Annotated in this window: 14 protein-coding genes and 1 pseudogene; 5 read left to right on the top strand and 10 right to left on the bottom strand. The window is 64.9% G+C overall.

Translation table 11 applies throughout. The annotated features are described in order from the left end of the window. The first annotated feature begins 1 nt into the window (after position 1). Genes pglZ through BMZ18_RS12905 form a run of 3 tightly spaced genes read left to right on the top strand, consistent with a single transcriptional unit; the run spans position 2 to position 6,224 of the window. Positions 2-2,779 (top strand): BREX-2 system phosphatase PglZ, encoded by a 2,778-nt coding sequence (pglZ, locus tag BMZ18_RS12915; RefSeq protein ID WP_244516527.1) that lies wholly within the window; start codon positions 2-4, stop codon positions 2,777-2,779. Then, positions 2,776-4,068: a BREX system ATP-binding protein BrxD gene (brxD, locus tag BMZ18_RS12910; RefSeq protein ID WP_068365408.1), complete on the top strand. Its 1,293-nt coding sequence runs from the start codon at positions 2,776-2,778 to the stop codon at positions 4,066-4,068. The genes pglZ and brxD overlap by 4 nt, the downstream gene beginning before the upstream one ends. Then, positions 4,065-6,224, top strand: coding sequence for a DEAD/DEAH box helicase (locus BMZ18_RS12905; protein WP_068365407.1), 2,160 nt, complete (start codon positions 4,065-4,067; stop codon positions 6,222-6,224). The genes brxD and BMZ18_RS12905 overlap by 4 nt, the downstream gene beginning before the upstream one ends. Here BMZ18_RS12905 and BMZ18_RS19910 read toward each other — a convergent pair whose 3' ends face one another. Genes BMZ18_RS19910 through BMZ18_RS12885 form a run of 4 tightly spaced genes read right to left on the bottom strand, consistent with a single transcriptional unit; the run spans position 6,225 to position 14,261 of the window. Next, positions 6,225-6,833 (bottom strand): hypothetical protein, encoded by a 609-nt coding sequence (locus tag BMZ18_RS19910; RefSeq protein WP_068365406.1) that lies wholly within the window; start codon positions 6,831-6,833, stop codon positions 6,225-6,227. Between the two features lie 38 nt (positions 6,834-6,871). Continuing rightward, positions 6,872-7,732 (bottom strand): hypothetical protein, encoded by an 861-nt coding sequence (locus BMZ18_RS12895; protein ID WP_139203963.1) that lies wholly within the window; start codon positions 7,730-7,732, stop codon positions 6,872-6,874. Then, the gene (locus BMZ18_RS12890; protein WP_068365404.1) at positions 7,729-9,393 is read right to left on the bottom strand and encodes a DEAD/DEAH box helicase; all 1,665 of its coding nucleotides are present in this window, start codon (positions 9,391-9,393) and stop codon (positions 7,729-7,731) included. The genes BMZ18_RS12895 and BMZ18_RS12890 overlap by 4 nt, the downstream gene beginning before the upstream one ends. Further along, positions 9,390-14,261 (bottom strand): PDDEXK-like endonuclease domain-containing protein, encoded by a 4,872-nt coding sequence (locus tag BMZ18_RS12885; protein WP_139203962.1) that lies wholly within the window; start codon positions 14,259-14,261, stop codon positions 9,390-9,392. The genes BMZ18_RS12890 and BMZ18_RS12885 overlap by 4 nt, the downstream gene beginning before the upstream one ends. 214 nt (positions 14,262-14,475) lie before the next feature. On the opposite strand from BMZ18_RS12885, the gene BMZ18_RS12880 reads away from it, so the two are divergent. Continuing rightward, complete coding sequence (locus BMZ18_RS12880) at positions 14,476-14,991, top strand: uracil-DNA glycosylase family protein (RefSeq protein WP_068365400.1); 516 nt, start codon at positions 14,476-14,478, stop codon at positions 14,989-14,991. A gap of 56 nt (positions 14,992-15,047) precedes the next feature. Here BMZ18_RS12880 and BMZ18_RS12875 read toward each other — a convergent pair whose 3' ends face one another. The 6 genes and pseudogenes from BMZ18_RS12875 to BMZ18_RS12850 all read right to left on the bottom strand — a co-directional run bounded on the left by BMZ18_RS12875 (position 15,048) and on the right by BMZ18_RS12850 (position 22,322). Next, complete coding sequence (locus tag BMZ18_RS12875) at positions 15,048-16,919, bottom strand: AAA family ATPase (protein ID WP_068365398.1); 1,872 nt, start codon at positions 16,917-16,919, stop codon at positions 15,048-15,050. 29 nt (positions 16,920-16,948) lie between these two features. Next, complete coding sequence (locus BMZ18_RS12870; RefSeq protein WP_068365397.1) at positions 16,949-17,392, bottom strand: hypothetical protein; 444 nt, start codon at positions 17,390-17,392, stop codon at positions 16,949-16,951. A gap of 96 nt (positions 17,393-17,488) precedes the next feature. After that, a pseudogene (locus tag BMZ18_RS12865) lies at positions 17,489-19,134 on the bottom strand (nuclease-related domain-containing DEAD/DEAH box helicase). A 105-nt stretch (positions 19,135-19,239) separates the two neighbouring features. Continuing rightward, on the bottom strand, positions 19,240-20,892 hold the full coding sequence (locus BMZ18_RS12860; protein WP_068365395.1) for a GIY-YIG nuclease family protein: 1,653 nt from the start codon (positions 20,890-20,892) through the stop codon (positions 19,240-19,242). Positions 20,893-21,008: 116 nt separating this feature from the next. Further along, entirely contained in the window at positions 21,009-21,644 is a 636-nt protein-coding gene (locus tag BMZ18_RS12855) for a vWA domain-containing protein (RefSeq protein WP_244516526.1), read from the bottom strand. 69 nt (positions 21,645-21,713) lie between these two features. Then, positions 21,714-22,322 (bottom strand): DUF4352 domain-containing protein, encoded by a 609-nt coding sequence (locus tag BMZ18_RS12850; RefSeq protein WP_068365424.1) that lies wholly within the window; start codon positions 22,320-22,322, stop codon positions 21,714-21,716. A gap of 169 nt (positions 22,323-22,491) precedes the next feature. On the opposite strand from BMZ18_RS12850, the gene BMZ18_RS12845 reads away from it, so the two are divergent. Then, positions 22,492-23,691 (top strand): sensor histidine kinase, encoded by a 1,200-nt coding sequence (locus BMZ18_RS12845; protein ID WP_244516525.1) that lies wholly within the window; start codon positions 22,492-22,494, stop codon positions 23,689-23,691. Positions 23,692-23,700: the final 9 nt, after the last annotated feature.

The following is a 23,700-nucleotide window of genomic DNA, read 5'->3' as shown; positions in this document are numbered from 1 at the left end:
GGTGAACAGTCTTCCGACCGCCGACGTCGTGAGCATCAGCACTCTCGTCGCATCCTTCACGCAGTCGCGACACAAGAACGGCGTCATCGCGGTGTCCGCCGCACCCGAATGGGAAGGTGACACCGACCTGACCATCGACGGCTACTCGGTTCGCGTGCGCACTGCTCCGTCCGTCCTGGCCATCAGGGACGCGCTGATCGACAGATCCCACGTCGATTGGGTGGTCATTCTGACCGATCGGACGTCGGCGGAGATCCCTGTCGGAGTGCTCGAGCACCTAGTTGCCGGTCGGCTTTCGAACCTCGACCCGTGGCCGGTTCTCCGACAACTGTTCGGGGCAGCACACCAGGAGTTCGATCTTCTCGGGCTGAACAACGACTGCGCTCGCGCCGTGCTCCGGGAGCTGCACACCGCTCGCGTCACACCGGCCCCGGACGGTGTTCTGACGACCGATCACCTGTTCACGGTGCTCGCTCGCGAGAAATTCGGCCTCGACCCTGCAGGACTCACGCCCCACAGCCTCGCCCGGTGGTCGATGAACCCCGCCGCGACAACTCGGTTCGATACTTGGAAAACAGCCACTGACGCTGCGCTGCTCGAGCAGCTCCTGCGATGGATCGCTCGATCACTCGGGCCGCTCGGAGAGCCCATCGCACAGCTGATCAGGCAGTCCGGACCGTCCGATGTCGTCCCGGTGGGTCTCGTCGCAGCACTGCTGGACACCGGAAGTTCGGCCTCGGCGGCATTTCCTGTTCCGTACGAGAAGTCGATCCGAGTGCGCACGCTTCTCGACGTCTTCGTCGGCGGTTCGATCCAGCTGTCCGAAAGCCACCTGACTGCCTGGGGGAACACAGCGACGTTGGCGGTATCCGGTCCCGATGTTCCGGCCAGCACCATTCGCCGCGCCGAGTCGCTGGTGGACGGATTCGACGCGGCTGCTCTGGTGGGAAGGTCGGATGTTCTGCCATCGGCGTTGCGACCCCGGATCGACCGCTTTGCCGAGGCACTTGCCGCGGCGATCGACTCCTCCGACCTGAGCGAAGTGGAGAACGCGTGGGCGAACGTGGTCGCACACCGGTCGGCGCAGCCCGATTCCACCGATGCACCGCGCGATGTGCGAGTCGGCGCCGCCGCTGTCAGGCTGCTCCGCTACCTGAAGTCTCCCAGCACAGAACCCGATACCCTGCCCGGATGGCTCTCTGCGTACCGGTCCGAGTTGTCCTGGGTGGACGGCGCAGTCAACGTCGCTTTCACCGGTGCGGACAACACAATGCTCGCGGCGGCAACCCACCGGATTGTCGAGGCCGCCCGTACCCAGCGAGGGCACTTCGATAGGTCCTTCGCTCGGCTTGTTGCCTCCAATGGCGTGCACCGCAGTTCTTCGCCGGGACTCTTGTTCATCGAAGATTTTCTCGACCGGGTCCTCGAACCTCTGACCGTTCCGCCACCGGGGGCCACCGGCCATACTCCGGGATCGCCGGCGACTCCGGTCCTCCTCGTCGTCTGCGATGGCATGAGCGCACCCGTCGCCAACGACGTCGTCTCCGATGCACTTCGCCGCTATCGCCCGCAATGGCAGGAGTGCGAACTCGAAGATGCCGTCGGAGTACGAGCGGCGCTTGCCGTACTACCGACCGTCACGAAATTCTCGAGGTGCTCGCTGCTGTCCGGCGCCCTGGCGACCGGCACTCAGGGCACCGAACGGCACAATTTCAATGCCTGGCTGCAGCGTAACGGTCTCCCCGCGTCAGGTCAGGTGCTGTTCCACAAGGCCGATATGGACGCGGTGTCGCGTGGGCATGCCCTCGCCACCGAGGTACGAACTGCACTGGAAGACACCGAGCGACGTCCCGTAGTGGCGTGCGTGCTCAACGACATCGACGATGCCCTCGACAGGTCCGACCCGATCGGAACCTCGTGGTCGACGTCGAGTTTCAAACATCTCGATGCCTTGTTGGCTGCTGCCGCCGTCGTCGGAAGAACGGTAGTGCTCACGAGCGATCACGGCCATGTGGTGGAGCGCCGTGAGCACCCCAGCGTTCAGCGTGGAACCCGTGAATCCGCGCGATACCGAGGCTTGTCGGAGGCCGATCCCGCCTCCGTTCACGCGGACGAGGTCATCGTGCAGGGCGAACGCGTCTTGACAGACCACAACCGAGCCGTGCTGGCTGTCGACGAGCACGTGCGCTACACCGGTCTCAAAGCCGGCTATCACGGAGGCGCGGCTCTGTCCGAGGCCGTGATTCCGGTGAGCATTCTCGTCAACGGTGCCGTGCCTCAGCACTTGGGTCTGGTGGAACGCCCCAATATGGCACCCGCGTGGTGGGACGCCGCGCGACCTGCAATCACTGTCGTGGACACGGCTCCACCGGTACGGCCGCGCTCGAAGAAGCAGGTACCACGTCCCGCGCCCACCGACACACTCTTCGACGTGGCCGAGCCGACGTCACCAGGTGACGCCAAGCCAGTGGGGGGCCGAGATCGCGTCGCCGACCTTCTCGGATCGCCCTTGTTCGCGCAGCAGTGCGCTGCGTTCCCTCCGCGCATCGCCAAACAGCAAATCGGTGCCCTACTGGTCAGGCTGATCCAGTCGAACGGCCGGATCACCCTGTCTCATGCTGCGTCGATCCTCGGTATCCAACCGGGTCGGGCACGTCGTGCGGTAGCCGCATTGAGTCAGGTGCTCAATGCCGATGGTGTCATAGCGTTGAGCGACAACGGGACAGAAGTGGAATTGTCCGCTGACCTCATGTTCGAGCAGTTCGGAGTAGCCCCATGACACTGTCACCGGTTCGTCGACGCGAGATTCTCCAAGCCCTACGCCAGGGAACGGTCCCGTCCGGAAATCTCGACGTCCTGGCGGTCGGGATCGACAAGTTCGAGGCAACGGTCAATGAGGAGCTCGACGCGGTCTCTGCTGGTGGCTCCATTTTCAAAGCTGTTCGAGGAGAGTACGGTTCGGGCAAGACCTTCTACGCGCGGTGGCTTCAGCAGCAAGCGCTCAAACGAGGAATGGCCGTCGCGGAGGTGCAGATCAGCGAGGTCGAAACCCCGCTGCACAAGCTGGAGACCGTGTACCGCCGCACCACGGAATCACTGCGCACGTCGAGTTTCGCGCCGTCCGCATTTCGGGGCGTCTTGGATTCGTGGTTGTACGGGATCGAGGAGGACGCCGCTACGGCAGCGGGTACGAGCGAGGCAACATCGGAGCAGGTCGAGGCCCTCCTGGAAACGCGACTGTCTGCCGTCGCCGCCGTCACACCGATCTATCCGATGGTCTTGCGTGCGTATCGTGACTGCCTCGAGCGCGACGACACAGCGACGGCTGATGCCCTCGTCGCGTGGCTCGGTGGTCAACCGCACGTGAGCGCTGCAGCCAAGCGGGCTGCCGGGGTGCGACAGGACGTCGATCACTTCCTGGCCATGGGCTTCCTTCAGGGTCTTCTCGCTGTACTCAAGGGCGCTCGGCACCCCGGCCTGTTACTGGTGATCGACGAGGTCGAAACGTTGCAGCGCATGCGGTCGGACACGCGCGAGAAAGCTCTGAATGCTCTGCGGCAGTGGATCGACGAGTTGGACACCGGTCGCTACCCCGGCCTGTACTTGGTGATCACGGGAACTCCGGCCTTCTTCGACGGGCGTATGGGTGTGCAGTCCCTCCCGCCTCTCGCGCAGCGACTGCACACCGATTTCACAGGACCTGCTCGATTCGACAATCCGAGGGCGCCACAAATTCGACTCAGCGCATTCGACCTCGAGAAGCTTGTGGAGGTGGGTGTACGGGTGCGAAACGTCTACCGCGACGGCGCCTCGTCGCCGGCTCGAATCGATGCCATGGTGGACGACGCGTACATCTCCGTCTTGGCGAGCGCCGTCGCGGGAAAGCTTGGAGGCCAGGTCGGGACGTCTCCTCGCCTGTTTCTGAAAAAAATTGTTCTGGATGTGCTCGACAAGGTCGACCAATTCGTGGATTTCGATCCGAGGCGCGACTACTCGCTCACTGTGACGGACTCCGAGATGACCGACACCGAACGGCACGCGGCGTCCGCCGACGAGGTAGAGCTGTGAGTGGTTTCGACCTTCTCGATCCGGTGATTCAGCACCACGTCGTCAACAGCCTCGGGTGGCAGGAATTGCGCCCTCTCCAGGACTCGGCGGTTCGACCCGTACTCGACGGCGAAGACGCGATTCTTCTGGCACCGACGGCCGGGGGCAAGACGGAAGCAGCGCTGTTTCCACTGTTGAGTCGAATGTCGGCACAGCGCTGGCAGGGGTTGTCCGTCCTCTACCTCTGTCCGTTGAAGGCGCTGCTGAACAACCTGCAACCGCGCGTAGCGACATATTCCGCGTGGACCGGCCACACCGCCGCGACGTGGCACGGTGACGTAACCGCAGCCAAGCGCGCCGCCATCATGCGCGATCGACCCGACGTCCTCCTCACTACGCCCGAGTCACTGGAATCGATTCTGGTCTCCCGGTCCGTCGATGCCGAACAGCTGTTCGGCAACCTCCAGGCGGTGGTGATCGACGAAGTGCACGCCTTCGCCGGGGACGATCGGGGATGGCATCTGCTGGCCGTGTTGGCCCGAATCGAAAGCCTGCTGGGGCGCCCGCTCCAGCGCATCGGCATGTCCGCCACCGTCGGTAACCCGACAGAGCTCCTCCAGTGGCTGCAGTCCGCCGACACCACCCGCGTCGGCAGCGTCATTGCACCGGAGGTACCCACCAATGCCATTGCAGCCATGGAGACGTCACTCGTCGTTCGCGAGGGATCTATCCTGCCAGCCTTGGCGTCGGTCGATGTCACCGTCGATTACGTAGGGAGTGTCGAGAACGCGGTCAAAGTCATCGCCGCACTCCACCACGGAGAGAAGCGACTCGTCTTCGTCGACTCACGTCGACTTGCAGAAGAATTAGGGGAGGGTTTGCATGACGCAGGCATCACCGTTTTCCTCTCACACTCGTCACTGTCCGCTACGGAGCGTCGACGCTCCGAGGAGGCCTTCGCGGACGCGCGCGACTGCGTGATCGTTGCGACCTCCACGCTGGAGCTCGGTATCGATGTCGGCGACCTCGATCGAGTGATTCAGATCAACGCTCCGAGGACCGTCTCCTCGTTCTTGCAGCGACTCGGGCGAACCGGAAGGCGTCCTGGAACGTCCCGCAACTGCTTGTTCCTCGCGCTCGATTCGAGCAATCTCGTATCCGTTCTGGGGATGCTGATGTGTTGGAGCGCAGGCTGGGTCGAGCCCGTGACGCCGCCCGTGGCTCCTCGCCACATCGCGGCTCAGCAGGTACTCGCCTACGCACTGCAACACCACAAGATCCCACTGACTGACTGGAAGAAGCCTTGGGGCACGCTCCCACTGTTCGATTCGACGGCCCAGCAAGCGTTCGACTACCTGCTCGAGGAGAAGTTCCTCGAACGTGACGGAGGGATCGCATTCATCGGGCCGGCGGCAGAGCAGAGGTTCGGTCGACGCCATTTCATGGACCTTCTGGCAGTATTCACCGCCGCACCACAATTCACCGTGATGGCAGGGCGAAACGACATCGGTTTCGTGGAGACCGAGGTTCTCACCGAATCCGTCGAGGGACCCCGAGTTTTGCTGCTCGGCGGACGCTCGTGGTTGGTCACGCACATCGACTGGAAAAGACGGCTCTGCTACGTCGAATCCACGACGGTCACCGGACGTGCCAAGTGGGGATCAGCAGGAGAAGGCGCGTCTTTCCCGATCGCCAGGGGCATGCGAGCGGTGATACTGGGCGCTGCCCCCGCCGGGGTGACATTGACCCGGCGAGCACGCGATGACATCGAAGGAACCCGCGCAGACCGGAATGTGGCCGTGTCGTCGGACGCTCTGGTCATCACGCGCGACGGAGGTGACTGGAGGTGGTGGACATGGGCGGGATCGAGGGCGAACCGAACCCTGTCGGCATGGTTGCCCGACCTGGTGCCACCGCGTCAGAGCGCACGCAGCGATTACATCCGGCTCCACTCCGATCTCGACCCGCGGCAGATCAGCGACGCTCTGGCTGCAGCACGTCGGCCCGATGCACCGAAGCCACTCCCTTTCGTCGATCCGAAAGCTGTCCGGGGGCTGAAGTTCTCCGCGGCACTTCCTGACAAGCTTGCAGCACTGACGCTGTCCTCCCGGCTGCTGGACAGCGAATCCGCGAACATGGTCCTCACCGATCCGGTACAGATTCACTCTGTGCACTAGTCACGACCGGCTGGGAACTCCGAACTCCTCGAACATCAATCTCTCATGCAGTACGACTTCCACCCCATTCTCTTCCAGAAGCGTGGCACCCTCGCCGTTGATGACCTGACTCAGAACGGCGATTGCTTGGCGAACCCGTGAGACTCGGATTCCGAGAAGCTGCGCCACGGTATCGAATGGGAGCCGTCCGTTCGAGGTGATCGCGGCGGACAGCAGGATCCCGATCGACATCGGTGAGAACCGTGGCGCAAACCTCTCGTATCGCGCCATGAATTCGTGGTCCGAAACGACAGCGGCGATGCGTTCGTCGACGCCCTGTTCGGCGACTGCGGGGAACGCGATGTCGACGCGAGGCGTCGATTCTGCTGTGACATTGGCGGGAGACGGTGGCTCGATTGCAGACGGGATGCCTGGATTCAGACCGAACGTGTCGATCAGCAGTTCGACGAGCTGCTCTGCCATCGGGCGATCGAGTTGGAAAGACTGGCTACTCTTCGGTGCAGACATACGGTTGTCGGAACCGAAGGTCGACAGGTGGATCAACGTGTCGCCTGCGCCGTCGCGGATGACTGCGAACTGGCAATCGACCTCGGTCGGGTGTGCCTTCACCCGTTGATTGCTCGGAGCTATCGAACGAACCTTTGCCATTACGAATCAGCCGAGGCGAGGATGGCGTCGCCGTCCGAAGTCGGGGGAAGTCCGCGTCGCAATCTCTCGACTGCATTGGAAACGCGGCCTTGGCCGTCAAGCGAGATATTCCTGCGCACGAATGCATCGATCTGTTCCGGCGGAGACGACACTCGGACTGCGTCCACAAGTACTTCCCAGGTCTCGTAGTCCGATGGATCGGCGAAACTGATGACACCGATTCCATGCTCTGCGGCCGTTGCAACCACCTGCTGCACACCCCTTTTCAAAGAATCGGACAGGACCGCCGGGATGTGGACGGCAACGAACGCGTGCGTTGCAGAGCGCCGGTGAGCCAGTGCCTCGTATACCGCCAGCACATTGACCTGATCAGCAGGCTTGACCTCGAAAGTAATCACGTCGAAGAGAAGATCCGGAACGAAGTCGAACGTGGTGACACCGACTGCCACGAGATCAGGGCGCGTCCACTTCCCACCTGTCTTCCTGCTCCCGAGGTTGGCCACGTCCTCCACTGCGATCGGTTCGAATCCGCGATCCGCTCCCCACGCGCCTCTCAATGTCTCCAGCATCGGTGCATAGAGGTTCGACTCGGCCACCGGCGGCGTGACGACCGCGATCCCCCGGTTCGAATCCATCTCGATGTCGGACTCGTCCGCCGCGGGGGCTCGCTTGATGGCACCGCCACCACCCGGTGCTCGCAGAATCAAACGCTTCGCCAGCAAGCCGTCCTTGGCTCTTCCGTATCGGTTCTTGGGAAAGCCCAGGCGTGTACGGGCCGAGACGTTTCCGATGGCCGAACCATCTTCGGGGGTAATCGTGAACAATCGATATTCATCGTGGGTGAGCTGAAGTTGCGTCATGCGCCCTGCTTCCTTGTGATGTCCTGCTGCCCTGTGGCCGCGAGGGCGCGAACGCGCTCGATCGCTGCTTGCCGCATCCTGATGACCTCCTCGATTGCCACGCCCTCCATCCGAGCGATCTCGGCTACCGGACGAGGTGGTTCGCCTCCCAGTCCGAGCACGTCGATTACAACTCGCGCGTTCTTCGCGGGCAACGTCGCTGTGTATCGCAGGATCATGTCGAACCCGCCTGTCGTCTCGCCGGCGGTCTGCGTCGTCGCGTCTGCGCCGTTGCTCAATGCAGCTGGCGCGATGACTGCCAGCGTGGGTTCGATGAACGACGGCAGCTCGACTGGTCGGCGGGCAGGCTGGGCCGGCCTCTCGATCGGCCGCGACAGCCACTCGGTCAACAACCCCGCGGCGTCCTGTAGTGACACATCGACCTGCTCCTCCGCCACGTCGAGAAGCTGCTCCAGAAATGCCTCGTGAGCCCCCAGCGCCGGATCCTCCATGGTTCCCGGGACGTAGAGGATGACGAACGCGGCCGCGCGGCCGCCCGGTTTCGGACGGAGAACGCGGCCCATCCGCTGGATCATCTGGCGTCGCGAGCTGCTGCTCGCGATGATGACCCCGACATCGACGGCCGGAACGTCGATCCCTTCATCCAGCACACGCGGTGCCACGAGGTTGGTCAGCGCCCCAGCTCGGAACTGCTGGAGGACACGGGTTCGCGCGAGTCGGTCGAGCCCGCTGGAGTAAGCGCTGGACTTCACTCCGTGCTCACGGAGTACTACCGATCCGGCTTCCGCAGACGCCTTGGTCTCCGAGAACACGATCGATCGGTCCGACTGCGCCAGCGCGGGCGCGAGAACAGCGAGCGCACTCAGCTTGCCCGCGCAGTCGGCGAGCAGACTCCGCCGCTTGCTGAACGCCGACATGTAGCGACCGGCCAGCCGCCCCTCGGGCAGATCTCGCTGCTCGGACAGGACAGCAACATCCTTCATGAAGGCCCCGAAAGGTGCAGCTGTGCAGCCATACTGAGCGACGAGCTGCTGTCGAGCGTCTTGAGCGACGGCGTCGTGCTCGTCGAATTTCCGACGCTCGTCTGGCGTGAACTCCACCGCGACCGTCATGACCCGCACCGGGGCCAGGACGTTGTCCCGCCGCCCCCGCGCGAAGTCGCACCCTGCGATCGTCGTCTCGAAATACGGCCGGATGTAGGTGTCGACGCCCTCGTCCTGACGTTCCAGTGTCGCGGTCAACCCCAACCGGTGGTCGAAGCGATCGCTGAAGACTCGCGCGAACCCGTCGGTGCCGTATCGGTGCACCTCGTCCGCAACGAGCAGCGCACCGGGTCGGGGTTGCGGGGCACCCCTCATGATCGCCGATTGAATGGTGCTGATCAGGATGCTGCTGTGCCGGAAGTCGTCCTTGTGGCCGTTCCCGCGCCTGCCCACGGACACCGAAGGAAGCAAATTCTTTATCTCGATGAACCACTGTTCGAGAAGGTCGATCGTCGGAACCACCACGAGAACCTGCTGGTTCATGCTCCGCGCGGCCAGCATCGCTGCGACGCCGACCCGCGTCTTTCCCGTCCCGGTGACCGCTTCGACAATGCCGCGGGACCCCGCAGCACGCCAGGCCTCGAACGCTTCTTTCTGCCAGGGACGCAACTCGGTCATGCGGCGTCCTCCGGTCGAACCCACTCGGCGACGCCGTCCCGTCGTTGGCGGCGAACCAACTTCCCGGCCCGTTCGAGGTCTCCCAACATCTCCGTAGCAACGACGGGTGTCAGTCCAGTGACCAGAGAGCACCGCCGGACCGTGAGAGGTTCGCCGGGGCGAGCCGCAGCAACCGCGACCACGCGGCCCGTTGCTAACGACGCCGGGGGCAGCGCGGCCAACTTTGCCTGCACGTCACGCGGAAGAGACTCGATTCCGGACGTGGGCACGGGTGTCACCGCCGGCGGTGACACGGCCTTCTGCACTCGTCGGGGCATCACGGCGGGCGAAGGCCGCGACGCCACGGGGGCCGTTGCGGCCTTGGGCGGCGAGTGCCGAGACGTGCCGTACCGTGAGTCGACTCGAATGGGCGCGGAGCCATCGAAACGCGGCGGCCGCGTCTCGCCGGGTTCCATCTCGGCAGGCGGCATCGTGTCCGGCGCACGTCGGGTGGTCACCGTCGGGGGCAGTGGGGCAACCTCGACGACGGCGGGGATAGCCGCCTCGACGACCGGCGGCTCCTCCGGTTCCTCGTCGTCCTCGACCGCCGTGAGCGCGACCGGCTGCCAATTGCCTGCCCGCCGCTCCTGGTCGATGCTGACCTCACCGGGGAGGATCCCCAGCGAATCGAGAGCCTCGACGACCGGCCCCAGCGCCGTGGCCGGGTCGGCCATGAGGTCGGACGCGCGAACGCGCACGACGTTCCATCCGGCGCGGCGGAGGTCGGCCTCGCGATCGAAACGGAAAGCGATCGCATCGGCGGTCTGGTCCCGGTCGTCGTCGCACTGCACCGCCAACCGCGTTCCCGCTCCGGTGACCACCAGATCCAATTCCAGATCATTGATCGCAACGGACGGATTGACGTGATAGCCCTGGTCCCGCAACACGACGAACATCCGCTGGGCGGTCATCGACGCGAAGGCGGGGTGCGGCGAGCGCGGTTCGGGAACATCGGGCATGGGCGGCACGGGGACGGCCGGTAACGCCTGCACGTACGACAGCAACGATGCTCGAAGGTCGTTCGGCGACAACTCGTCCAGGCGGATCGAGTGAAACAGCCACAGCTGATCACGAGCGCGGCTGGCCGCCACGTTGAAGCTGCGCTGCCAGCGGGCGCTGGTCAGCGCATTGGTGACCGAGGTCGCGGCGACGACCATGGATACGAACACCACGTCACGCTCGTCGCCCTGAAAGTCTGCGGGCGTTCCCACACGCAGGCGCAGTTCCTCCCGCTGTTCCGCCGGAATGCGCTCGGCCAGAAGCGCTCTGATGAACTCCGCGTGGGCCTGGCTCTGCAGCACCACGACGCCGAACGTGAGGCCCTCGTAGTCCTGATCTGCCACACAGGCGAACAGCGCGTCGACCAGAGCGTGCGCCTCCGCCTCGTTGACGAGCGTGGTTCCGGTCCCGGCGGTGGCGGCATCCGACACGAACGTCGACCGCAGGGGCTTCAGACGATCGGCACCGAACTGACGAACGGGAACCAGCGGTGTGTCGCGGTAGAACTGAGTGGACGACCACTCGATGATTTCCGGCATCGAACGGAAGTGTTCCCGGAGCCGGACTCGCTGCGCGTAGCGGCTGCGGAGCAGGGAGAACAGGCTCGACCCGGGCCCGAAGTTGTTCCGCACGTGGATCGGCAGATCCGTCAGGTAGCTGTCCAGCCGTGCGAGAACTCGGTCCTCGCTTTCCTGCGGAACGAGGTTCGGTGCGCACTGCCGGTCGTCCCCGACCACGATGACGCGCGGAGCGAGCCACAAGAGGAAGAGGCTGCTGGGCTCGGCCTGGCTGGCCTCGTCGACGATCACCACGTCGAAGCTGTTCTGTACCGGCGGGATGGTCGACAGCACTTCGTTGATCGGCATGATCCAGGCAGGCACGGCACTCTGGGCTTCACCCATGGCCGTTCGGGCGGCTGCCCGATACCGCTGAGATCGCTTGCTCCGCGCATCTCCGATGTGGGCGACACTGTCCTGGTAGGTCCGCAGAGCCTGGACCTCCCGAGTTGTCATGCGCTGTAGACATTCACGCCACGCAGACTCCGCCGCGAGCGCAGCGGTCAGTGACGTCACCTCGGCGTCGGCCGCGTCGAAGTCGTCGTCCGCGTTCGGGTCCGCCGGGCGCGTGAGCCGCCGTTCCACCTGCTGGCGCGCCCACCGCCATGCCCACGCCTCGTCGAACTGCGTGGCCAGAGCCGGCCAGTCGGTTGTGCGATCGTCGACCATCAGCGTGCGCAGGCTGGGCGCTCCGAGGTCCACCCTGTCGAGAAGACCGTCGAGCTCGCACTGCTCACGCCACTCGTCTTGCGCTCGCTCGTAAGCACGCACGGCGTCGTCGAACTCGACTCGATCGGCGAGGCGGAGTGCGTCGGACAGCTGCAGCGCCTCGGGACTGTCCGCACCGTCGGTGGCCGCGTCGAACTCCTCGGCGTGGCCGACAAGCTGCGCACGCACGCTGCTGCTCTCCCCTGCGGTGACGACGGCGGTGAGACCGTCGAGCGCCGAGCGAACGTCGTCGACCGAGCGCAGCGCGAGTCGCCCGTCCAGCGCGGAGCCGAGCGACTCGATTGCAGCAGCGACCTTCTCGACGTCCGCGAGACGTCGCACTTCCGCCTCCACCCTGTCCGACGCATGCCGGTCGTTCGACACGGCCGACTGGTCGATCCCCAGGTCGGACAGAACCGACCGCGCCTCGTCGAGAAGAAGACGGTGACGGACGTGGTCGGCGACGGCGCGGTGCTCAGCGGCGGTCCGAGGCGTGCAGCCGTCGATCAGGACCTCGACACCCAACTGAGCCACCGCGGCGAGCTCTCGCGGTGTCCGGAGGCGTCGCAATCCCCTCCCGTCGGCCAGAGCACGAGCAGCCGAGTCGTACGCCTCGACGATCTCTCGCCGGACGTGGTCGATCGTGACCACGGCTGAGCCGAGGCGCTGTTCGCACTCTCGCGCCGACTCCACGATTTGTTCGAGGTCACTCACGGCGGTTCGGACAGAACGCCGCCGACCTGCCAGGTCCTCGTCGAGCACGCGGTGCAGATCAGCGTCGAGGCCCTGCGCCTGGCTCAGGATGCGACGTGCCAGCGCCGCGTGCTGACGCGCCTCGGTCGGACGGAGATCAGCGAGAAGCGTCGGCTGCGACGCACGGCCGGCCCGGTCGAGCAGGCGTCGGATCGTCGCAGCGGGCGGGAGGACGTCGGCGAGTGGCGGCAGAGTCTGCGCACGGCGGTCACCGCGGTGTTCTTCGCTGGTGACGAGCAGCGTGGCAAGAGAGCGGAACTCGTCGGACGTGATCGGTGGGCGTTCGTCGTGAATTGGACCGGGTATCCACCCGAGTACGTCCGCACGCTGTCCGAGTTCGTCGAGAATCTGGGCCAACGTTCCTGTGTAGCGGCCTCCGATCCGGTGCTGTTCCGCCTCGGCGAGGCGCGCGGACACAGCGCGCTCCTTCACGACGTGCCGGCGATGGTAAGCACCGTGACGGCGTCGAGTCAGATCGTCGATGCGGCGGTCCGCGGTAGCGGGTTCGTAGTTCTCCAGTCGATCGGCGATCACGGACACGCTGTGGTCGAGTTCGGCAGAACCGCCGCGGGCGAGGTCGGTCACCGAGACGCACAGGTCCTGCAGTTCCACAGGGAGCTTGTCCCGCAGAACACGGAGAGCTTGAGCCTTCTCGCTGGTCACCAGGACCCGCTTGCCCTGCGCCAGCATCGCGGACATCACATTGGCGATCGTGTGGGTCTTCCCGGTACCGGGGGGACCTTCGACGACGACTCCCGTGTCGAGAGCAAGCTTCTCCATGATGCTGCCCTGAGCTCGATTGACCGCCAGCGGGAACAGCGTTTCCGTCGTCGCGTCGTTCGAGGTGGTCGACAGCCAGTCCAGCCGATCGGTGGAACCGATGCTCTCGACCAGTTGCTGTAACCCGAGCGGGACCGGTGCGCCGGCCTCCATCTCCGCGATCATGGCGTCGAAATAGGACACGAGGGCGAACCCCGAACGGCGCCGGAGCAGCAACGCGGGAGATTCCCGCACCGTGCCGCGGCGATTCGCCGGCGGCATGTCCAGAGCACCGACGTATCGCACTCCATTCGTCATCGACGCCCACTCACGCAGGACGACGGATGCGTCTGTAGACAGTGGAGTCGACACGGTCTCTCTGAGGGTGGACGCGACTCGGTCGGTCGACTTCGCGTCGAACCCCGGCAGTCCCGAGAGCACCTGCCTGTCCTCGAGTCGGGCGCTACTACCGAGCGTGGGACGAACGACCAGGTCACCGGTCGCGTCGTCGCGCACGATCTCGACAGGCTGCGTCACCAGGTGGGTGTCGACGGGAACCCCGGCCACTGTGGTCGTCAGCAGGCCGGACGCGAGGACGACTTCGACCGTTTCGGGCTGGGTGAGAACCTCTTCCCGCATGCGGTCGATGGAGAGGTACAGCGCGGCGAAGGGGCGGTCCCGGCCGTCATTCGCAGCCCACTGGGTCCACGTCTGCAACCATTGGTCGGCCGCGGCTCGATGGTCGCGAGAAATCGTATGGTCTATCGAGGGCCGCTGTCGCGCGTCGTCCCACGAACCACTGACGTACGAGGTCCACTCCGGCGACGGTGCAGGCGGCGACTGGACACTGACCCGAGGAACCCGGACGGCGGCCTGTCCCGGCGCGGCGTCGCGATCGATCTCGAGCCGACGGTCCGGGCGATACAGCCACTCGAGCCGCGTGGTGGGTCCGTACGCACGGACGGGCTTGGAGCGCGCAGCGACCGTCTCGCGCAGGAATTCCAGCAGCCGACGCACCCGAGCGCGGACCTCGGCATTACCACTATCGACCACTGCGCTCCTGTTCACGTTGCGTCGGGGCCAATGTAGCGGGAGACCCCGACAAACAGGTCACGAGGTTCGCTTCCCCGGGTCCGCCGGTCATGGTCGAATCCGTCGTATGGAGCACGACACTCTTCCGACAGCACCACGTGCCCTCGCATCCGACGTGGTGCGCTCTCGTCGAGCGCGTCGTATCCGTGAACCGCACGTCGAACCAATCAACCACTTGATCGATCGCATTGCGCACGAGACCGGAAATTCCCGGTTGCCGTATCTGGATCCCACGGTCGGCGGGGTCGAGGCGGAACTGCTGTACGTGTTGAAAGCCCGTGAAGCCGACGCCGATCCCGACCGAGACGGCGTTCGCTTCCTGAGCCTGGACAACGACGACGTCGGTGCGGCGATTATGTTCGAATCGGCGGCCAGCAACGGTATCCGCAGGGAACGGTGCGCGGCCTGGAACATCTGCCCGTTCCCGATCGTGGGCTCGAATCCGTCGTCGTGGGAGTTGCAGCAATCGGTGCCGTATCACGTCGAACTCGTGAAGCTGTTGCCCCGCCTTCGGGTCGTCGTCCTTCTGGGCAGACCAGCGAGGGACGGGTGGAGCAGCAGGAGATTCGGGGTTCCGCGAGACGTCGCGGTCGTCGCCGGGGCGTCCTCCGCACGGCCGGGGATCTACACCCCTGCGAACCGGCAGAGCTTCGAGAGCGCTATGCGTCGTGCAGCCGAACTGCTGACCTGATCGGCTCGCTATCGACGTTGCCTCTGATGGACCTGTGGCTCGATGCGCGTCGAGGGTCAGCGGGCGCGTTCCAGTTTCAGAGGGAGCGGCTTGGCGTGCACCACGACGAGCTCCTTGTTCGCACGAGTCAGCGAGGTGTAGAGGGGGCCCCATCTGCGGAGATTCTTGGTGAAATCGGTTGGCTCGACCACGACCACGGCGTCGAACTCGAGCCCACGAGACGAGTCGGCATCGTGGACCTCGACCTTGCTTTCGCCGTCGGACCACGTCGCACCACGCGTGTGCGACCAGCCCCTTGCTTTCAAACGGCTGCGCACGGCTGTCCGGTCATGACCGATCAGCGCGACCGTTCCATTCGCGTGATGTGCGACCAGTTGCTTCACCACGCGCAGCGTGGTCGCGCCCAGTTCGGACGTGCGAGTGGCTAAGACCCGCGGACTCGGACCGTCCGTCACCAACGCTTGGGTCGCCCCCGATTCTCGCGGAAGCAACCGTGACGCGAAGTCGAGGATGGGCTGAGTCGACCTGTAGCCGCGCTCCAGTCGGCGACGGGAGTAATCCCCGTGCTCGACCTCCAGAATCTCCAACACCGCCTCCCAATTCGGTGGCGTGTGGTCCGACCGTCGTTGGTCAAGGTCGCCGAGAAGGGTGTACTGGCGCGTCTCGTTCAACCGGTGAATAAAGAACCATTCCAGTGGGGTCAGATCCTGAGCCTCGTCGACGATGATGTGCTCGATGTTCGCGTAGACGGGATTTGGCTCGACGGCCCAGCGCAGGATGGCCAGCAGCGGCAGATAAGCGCGGGTCATCACTGCGCGGGCGAACGGCGGCAGCTGGCCGAGGTATCGACGCCAGTCCGCGGCATCGCGCGTGGCGTTGGATACCGTTGCCTGCCGCAATTGGTCGTAGGCATGTCTGACCGTCAGTCGATCGTCGTGATGAGCACGCGCTCTGGTCACCGCAGCCAACGCGAACCGCCCCAGTTCACTCTGTGCGTCTCGCCAACTTCGTGTCGGCGACCCGGTTGGTTCCGTCGCCAGCCCGGCCACGTCGCACATCAGGGCAGGGATTGCCCGGACACGAATGCGGTCGGCGTCGTCGGAAAGTGCCGATACCTGGGCCGACACGTGCGTCACGTAGCCCTCCGTCGGCCCGAGCAGGAGGACGTTTCCATCCATCGCATTCTCCGGTGGAGTGTCTCCGCTGACGACATACGCTGCGCGATGAACGGCAACGACAGTCTTCCCGCTCCCGGGCGGACCCTCGATCAGCGTGGTGTGCATGGCGGGCTTCGTTGCCAAGTCGTACTGCTCGCCCTGCAAGGTCGCGAGATGCGATGCGAGGGCGATCTTCTTGGGGAGCGCCAAGCTCGCGTGCAGTGCGGCGGAGTTGCGGAGCCCCCTGCCCTGCGCTCGTTCGACCACGTGATGACTCTCGATGCGCTGGTCCTCGTGCGGGGGTCGACCACTGCGCGTCCTTGGAACGGCCAGTGGGGGTCGCCGGTTCGCCCGCCTGTCGTCGGCATCGATATCCGCATGTTCGACGACATGACTGCCGGTGTCATCGACGTACGTGGACACCTCACCGTTCTCGTAGAACAGGGTCCGTACGCGGTTCACCGTCCGACACAGGTCGTGGTGATCCGCCCCGTTGAAGAACGCACACGCCACGGGTGCCGTCCAGTTGAAGACCTCGACGTCTCGCAGTTCTGCGTGCGCGCTACCGACGAAGAAGCTCGTGCGCCCGTTCAGAACGTCCATGTCCGCCTCGGCCAATTCCACCCGACCGAGGAGAACGGCATCGATCTTGCGCGGCCGCGTCGGCAGACCCGAGCCCGTCCACAGGCCATTGCGAGGTCCCGCATAGCGAACGGATTCCGACGAACGAACGGCGAGTTCTCGTTCGTACTCACGATGAACTCGGCGCATGGCGTCGAGCTCCAGTCCGTTGCTCGAGCTCAATATCCGCTCGCCTTGCTCACCAGAACGTCATCGCGCGTGCAGGTCCAGCCGTGGCGCCGGAGAGCCTCCAGAATCTCGTCCTCGTCGGCAGCATCGAGGTGCAGGTACGAGCCGCTGTGGACGCTGTCTTCCGTCCGGCCGAACTTCTCGCGCACCGATGCCGGCACGTCTCGAAGCATGTCGCGTGCGGGCCACGCCGGCCAATTGCCGTCAGCATGACCCGGAACTGCGTCGAGATCGTACGGCTCGTCGTCTGCAGGAACATCGACCTCGCCCGCGTCGAATTGCTCGACGACCCCGGACCAGGTGTCCGAGCTCAAGTTTTGCTTTGCATCACCCCAGGTCGCGAAATCCGACCGCAGAATCGAAAGCTGTTCGGCGCGAGCCTTCGGTATGAAGACCAGCGCACCATCGACATCACCGTAGACATAGTCGGTCATGCAACGAGCCTGTCACGGACTGACGGTCCACGGATGGTATTCGAACTGATTCGCGGCGCACCCATGCGGCGGCGAGTTCGGCCACGTCGTGCGGCCTCAGATCCCCAGTCGCGCAGCCAACTCCGCCCCACCCACATCTCGGATGTAAGCCGGATCCCCGCACACCACCAACTGGTCTCGCGCTCTCGACAGTCCGACATAGAGACGCTCTCGTGACCGATCCCGCCCGCCTGACTCGTTCACCGCGAGTACGACCGCTCGGCGTTCGAGACCCTTGAATCCGAGAACGTGCCCGTAGAACACCTGATCGTGGTCCCAGAAGCTGTTCCAGTACTCGGCCTGCCCCTCTGCCTGACGTGAGACCTGCTCGGGGTGCCGAGTACCGGTCGTCAGGAGCGCGACATCCTGCTCCCTCCACCCCGACTCCAACAACACGTCGATCTGGTCGTCCGCATGGTCCAGTGCATCTACCGCCGAGCACGCCACCATCGTTACCGCGGGTCCGTCCCCACCCAGCAAGCGCATGCGTTGTCCGGCGAGTGGACCGAAGCACGTCGCGATCTGTTTGGTGTTCCGGATGTTCTGATCGAGCACGATCGGCACGAGGTCCAGCGGCGGAGTGCCGTGCCGGTCGAACACGCGTTGCGCCTCGTCGCTGAAGAGGTAGATGGAGCCGTCCTCTGCACTCCGGAGGGATTCGACCACAGGACTCCACCACGCATCGGCGAAATCCTGCGCCTCGTCGACGACCACGGCGTCGAATTTACGGCCCGGGGCGAGAGCGGCGGCCAAGTCGGCCATCTGGGCGGGCAGGTCCTCTTCCCAGAACTTCACGCTCTCGGCGGTCCGGACCGACTCGTCGGGACCCGTCGCCGCGCCCCACTGCATGCCCAATGCGTGGAACTCGCCGACGTACGCGGGTCGTTCCTTGCGCGGCCACGTCGCGGTCAGCCGCTTGAGATACGACGCCAGACCGTGCGAGTAACACAGAAGCGCGACGCGCTTACCCTCCTTCTGCAGGCGGCGGGTCTGCTCGAGCGCGAGAAACGTCTTCCCGCTGCCGGCGCCGCCACGGATCTCGACACGCTTCAGCAGCCTGGTGGCCTGCAGGATGACCGCTTGCTGCGCGGTCAACGTCTCCGCGGCGTCCTCGTTCGCGATGGCTCGCGAGAGGACGTCCTTCTGCGGCAACCCTCGCCCACCGAGCACCGCCAGCAATTGTTCACCAGATCGTGGATCAAGGGTGCCGTCCGACTTGTGACGCAGAATGGAACGCAGCGAGTGCCCGAGCCGAGACACAGCCCCGTCCGATCGACGACGCTCCACCGTGGGCAGTCGGGGAGCGAGAAGTCCTGCTGCAGTTCGGTGTTCGGCAGGACGACGACATGGGTCCACGGGAACCCCTTGCCCAGCGTCCATCGTGGGTCGTCCTCCACGTAGGTCCGGAGCGCGTACTTCGCTTCTCGTACCTGTGCGACAGGGTCGATCGCGTGGTCCATGCCTTGACGCGTCTGCACCCAGGTCGAGCCGTCGTGCGATACCTGCCCGCCCTTGACCTCCACACACACGACACCGAGACCGTCGAGGTGGACCACGAAGTCGATCTCGTAGTCCTTGTGGTGGTTGGTGACCCGCCGGTTCGACAGAACGATGTCGTGCTCGCCGAGCTGGTCGACGAGCGCTTCGTAGACGGTCCTCTCAGCACCGTTCACGAGCGAAGGGGGACCGGGAACATGCGGCATAGGACGAGGGTGCCATCTCGCAGCATCGGTGGTCGGATTTCCCGGCGCGGGATCCCGAATGCCGCAGCCAACTGGGGGGCGGCTCGCGTCCGGGTCTGCCGACTGTTACGCGAGTGTCTCGTACGACGCCTTGTGCAGTGCCGGAGAGTGGTAACGCCCGTAGGGTGATCGCGAACCGCGAAGGGCGTCGACCAGAACAGCGGACGCGAAACGCCACGGGATGTTCTCTGGTGGCGCCGCCAGAGACCAGGTCAACGAGATGTCGTCACCCCCTGCCGCAACGTAACCATGCGTAGTGAAAGTGACCGAGGGAAAGTCGCGAATCAACTCATCGATCGACAGACCCGATTCGGCCTCGAGCGCGGAACGCGAGACGACCACAGTGACGTTCGGGTTCTCCCCTGCGGGCTTCGTAGCAGCACGAACGTACGCCACCTCTATCGCACCCACATTCACCGTGAAGAGCCGCTGCGAACCGGGCCCCGACTTCGTCGACGGCAGGCAGGTCACGCCCCAGTTCACTCCAGCGTCCGTGAACGAGTCCGGGACAGCCGATTCGATGAATGCGCCGAGCCAGCGCAGTACGGTTCCATCCGAATCGAGTCGGAGGAACTTGTCCACCTTCGTCTGCTGTTGAGAACTGTCAACTGCGTCGGCACCGACGTTCGGCACCACGTCAGCGACAGTGTCTTCCAGTTCATCGTCGAGAGTGACGCCTGCAGTCGCCCTCTCTACTGCCGCCTGCGCCGGAACGGGAGAGATATCGCGGTGGTCCGCCGACACGGACACCGCCGCCGCGAGTTGGGGGCAGTGCGAAATCTTGTAGCCGGACTGCCGCTTCCGCATCACGGCAAGAGCGTGGTGAGCTGCCGCGTCCGCAACGCCGGCTATGTCGAGTGCCGCCGACATCGTCGATACGTCATCGATCACGATGACCCGTTCATGCACTCCGGCAGATTTGTGCGCACGCGGGCCCAGCTTGACCCCCGGCGCGAGTTTCCGCCAGGCCCTGTCGCGCGTCAACCAGCTCTTCGGTATCCGGCTTCCGTCGACGAACATGCGAATTTCGAGCCGGTCCTCGTTTGGCGGGGACCACACATAGAACGTCTCGAGCGTGGCCATGGAGATGCACGTCAGGCGTGCTCGAGAGGAGCCGGGATAGCAACTGATCGTCCAGAAGGTGCCCTCGGTGCGAACCGGAACAGGAACACAGGTGCGCAGGTAGACGCCAACCGCATCAATGACCTCACTGCTGCGGGGATGCTGTTGCAAACGTGCGAACGACGATGCATGAGCAGCCAGGTGGTTGCTGTCGTACGGAGGAGGTGACGACAAGTCCGCCGCGTTGACGCCGGCTGGGTCTCGCAACCACGCGGATTGCTCCGCCGGAGCCATCACGTCATCGAAGACGCTCTCACCGGTCAAGGTCATGGCGTGTTCGCGATTGCGCAGGATGAAACTGTTCTTCTGGGCGTCGTGCACCAGCTTTCGCTCGACGGTCCGCAGTTCCATCGGGGTGCCGGCCATCTCACGCACTCGGAAAGCTCGAATGTCACCGTGGAGCCGGGAATGCTGTGCCAGCCGCGCACGCAGGTCGGTGGAGATGCCGATGTACGCCTCGTGATTCTCGGCTTCGAAAATGTACAGGCCATTGGTTTTCGGCGTCAGCTCGTCGAGCCGGTCACGGCTGTACCCCCGCTCGGCTCCGAAGCCGTTGTCGGTCGACCACCTCGCCAGGCGCGCGTCTCCACACCACATCGCAAATCCTCCCTCACACCGATCGATAACATAGCCGGTCTCGATACAGCAGACCCGACCTTACGGTCGATTTGTCGTAATCATGTGGCCGGTCACCGCTGGGCCGGCATCTCTAGTCACCGGCCCGCCCGACGCCGATCGTCATCGGAAAACCCTGCGGCCTTGCGCATCCCGTACGCCCGCTTCCGATCCTGGTAATCGGACACCGCAGAGAAGGCCGCGTTCACCCCTTCGGACGACGCGGCGTAGGTAAGCGACTTGTCCCTCGTGAAGCCCATCTGCGCCCCGGTTTCCACCGCGTCCATGTTGGCGCCCAGGAACACGAAATCCCACCCGTACTGCGATTCCTGCTGCTCGATCAAAGCGCGCACCTTCCGATGCGACCACTCGCGACTGGAGTTCTCGTGGCCGTCCGTCATCACGAGCACCGTGACCGATCCCGGTCGCCGCTGCTGTGGCAGTGCCGCCAGCGTCGACCCGACCTCGGTGACGAAGGTGCCCACCGCGTCGTACAACGCGGTCGACCCCCGCGGCAGCAGTTCGAGACCGCCCACTTCGTCGATGGGTTTCGATTCATAGACCATCTCGTATCGGTCGTCGAACTGCGCGAGCGTGACCACGGTCGAGCCGTCGTGTCCGCGCTCGGACTGGATGAAGCTGTCGAAACCGCCGCGAGTGTCGTCGGCAATCGACGCCATCGACCCGGAGCGATCGAGAAGGGCGGCCACGAGGGAGAGGGACGGATCGGTCATGAGGGCTCCTGACACGCGGTGCGATCGAATGCGGGACTGTAGAGCATGGGTCCGACATCGAATTCCTGGTCACCCGAGTGCGACGGTCACGCCACCCGAGAACAGGGAATCGTGCAGTTCGATCTCCGACGGAGAGACCCCGGTCGGGATGTCGAACACCAGGGTTGCGACCAGCGAGTTCCCTGGATTGATCTGCGAGAAGCCGAGATTCGGATCCTCGGTCACCGTGGCCACGGTGTCGGTGGAGTATTCCCGGCCCTGCGCGTCGAGCAGCTTCTGCGACGTGGTGTCGAACAACTGCTGCTCGTTGCCGATATTGGCGACATTCACAGTGACCAGCACGTACTCACCCTGCGGCGTCTGAGACGTGTATTGGTCCCCCACCGAGGTGACACCGCGTTCGACGTTCTGGACCACGAACTCGAACTTGCCGTCTCGTACCGCGGCCCCGATTCCCGGTGCCTGACCGCCCTCCGCGGGCTCCTCGCCGTTCGGCGCAGCCTGGGAGGTCGTGCTGTCGGCACCGCCCGACCCGCTCTCACCGCCACCGCCGGCCAGGTTGACGACGACGCCGATCACGATCAGCGCGCCGAGGACGGTGAGAATCTTGTGGCGCAAGAACCAGTTCTTCTTGGCGGGCGGCTGCTGCGGGTAGGGGTTCTGCGGAGGCTGAGTCATGGTGTTTCCTCTCGACACGTCGAGCACCGGTCGATGCTTCACGACGAGCACACCGCACCCAGCCCGCTCTCCACCTCGTCGAACCGGTCGACCTTTCTCGTCCTTTCGGGCGGATTCCGCGACCGAATAACCGACGACCGTGTCGGACGGTCCCCGTAACGTCGGCAAGGTGTCCACGACTGCAGCCACGGTTCGGCGTCGCGCCTGGACTGTCGGCGCGGTGACGCTCAGCCTGTTCTGCACGATCATGACGGTGGGCCTGGCCGGAATATCCGGTACTCCCGCGTGGAACGCCGGGCTGGGATTTGTCCTCAACGTCGCGGCGGCGGTGGCGCTGGTCTGGCGGCACGACAAGCCCTGGATCGTCCTGGCCATGTCGGTCGCCGGACCGCTGTTCTTTGCAACCGATGCCACGGCCGCGCTCATCACGTTGTACGCAGTCGGCGCCAGGGCGGGCGGGCGTCGCCTGGTCGGCGCGGCGGCGGCCGTGTACCTGGCCTGCGCGGTTTCGCTGACATACGACGCGTCCCGACGACGTGATTTCTCGGTATTGACCCTCGGCGTGAAGCAGGTCGAAGGTCAGCCCCCTCCGACCTGGTCGCTCCCGTGGTGGCTCCCAATGCTCGTCGCCGCGGTGCTCGTCGCCGTGGTCGTGGGCCTTTCGCAACTACGCAGAACGAAGTCCGACCTCGACGTGGCGGTCCGGTCGAGAAACGAAGCAACCGCGCAGTCTCGGCGTCTGCACGAAGACATGCTGATTCAGCAGGAACGTGCGCGCATCGCGCGCGACATGCACGACACGCTCGCAGCCGGCCTCAGCCGGATCTCGCTGCTCGCCGGCGGATTACAAGTCGGAAGTACCGACGGACCGGAGAAGGTCTCGAACACCTCGGCGCTGATCCGTGCCACTGCGCACGACTCCCTGGACGAGCTCAAACGCATCATCGGCGTTCTCCGTGGATCGGCGACCGGTGGCGCCGACGCCGGCCGGCGCAGCCTGGCGGGTATCGGCGACCTGGTCGATGCGGCGCGTTCGGCGGGATGTCGGGTGACCTTGATCCAGGACATCTTTCCGGGGACCGTCGGCGACCTGACCAGTCACACCGCGTATCGCATCGTCCAAGAGGCCCTCACCAACAGCCAAAAGCACGCACCCGGTTCGCCGCTGCAGATCACTGTCAGCGGTGCCGACACCGACGGCATCAGCCTGGTCGTGCGAAACCCGGCGGCGTCCGGGAGTCCAGGGCCGGGATCGCGGAGCGGGTTGGTCGGTCTGGCCGAACAAGCGCAGACGGCAGGCGGATGGGTGCGGTGGGATGTCCACGGTGGGGAGTTCGTCCTGTCGGCGTGGTTGCCCTGGTACTCGTGACCCGGCTCA

This window comes from Rhodococcoides kroppenstedtii (assembly GCF_900111805.1).
Classification (GTDB): Bacteria; Actinomycetota; Actinomycetes; order Mycobacteriales; family Mycobacteriaceae; genus Rhodococcoides; species Rhodococcoides kroppenstedtii.
The sequence above is the reverse complement of the archived record's forward strand: the minus strand, read 5'-3'. Positions and strand labels throughout refer to the sequence as shown.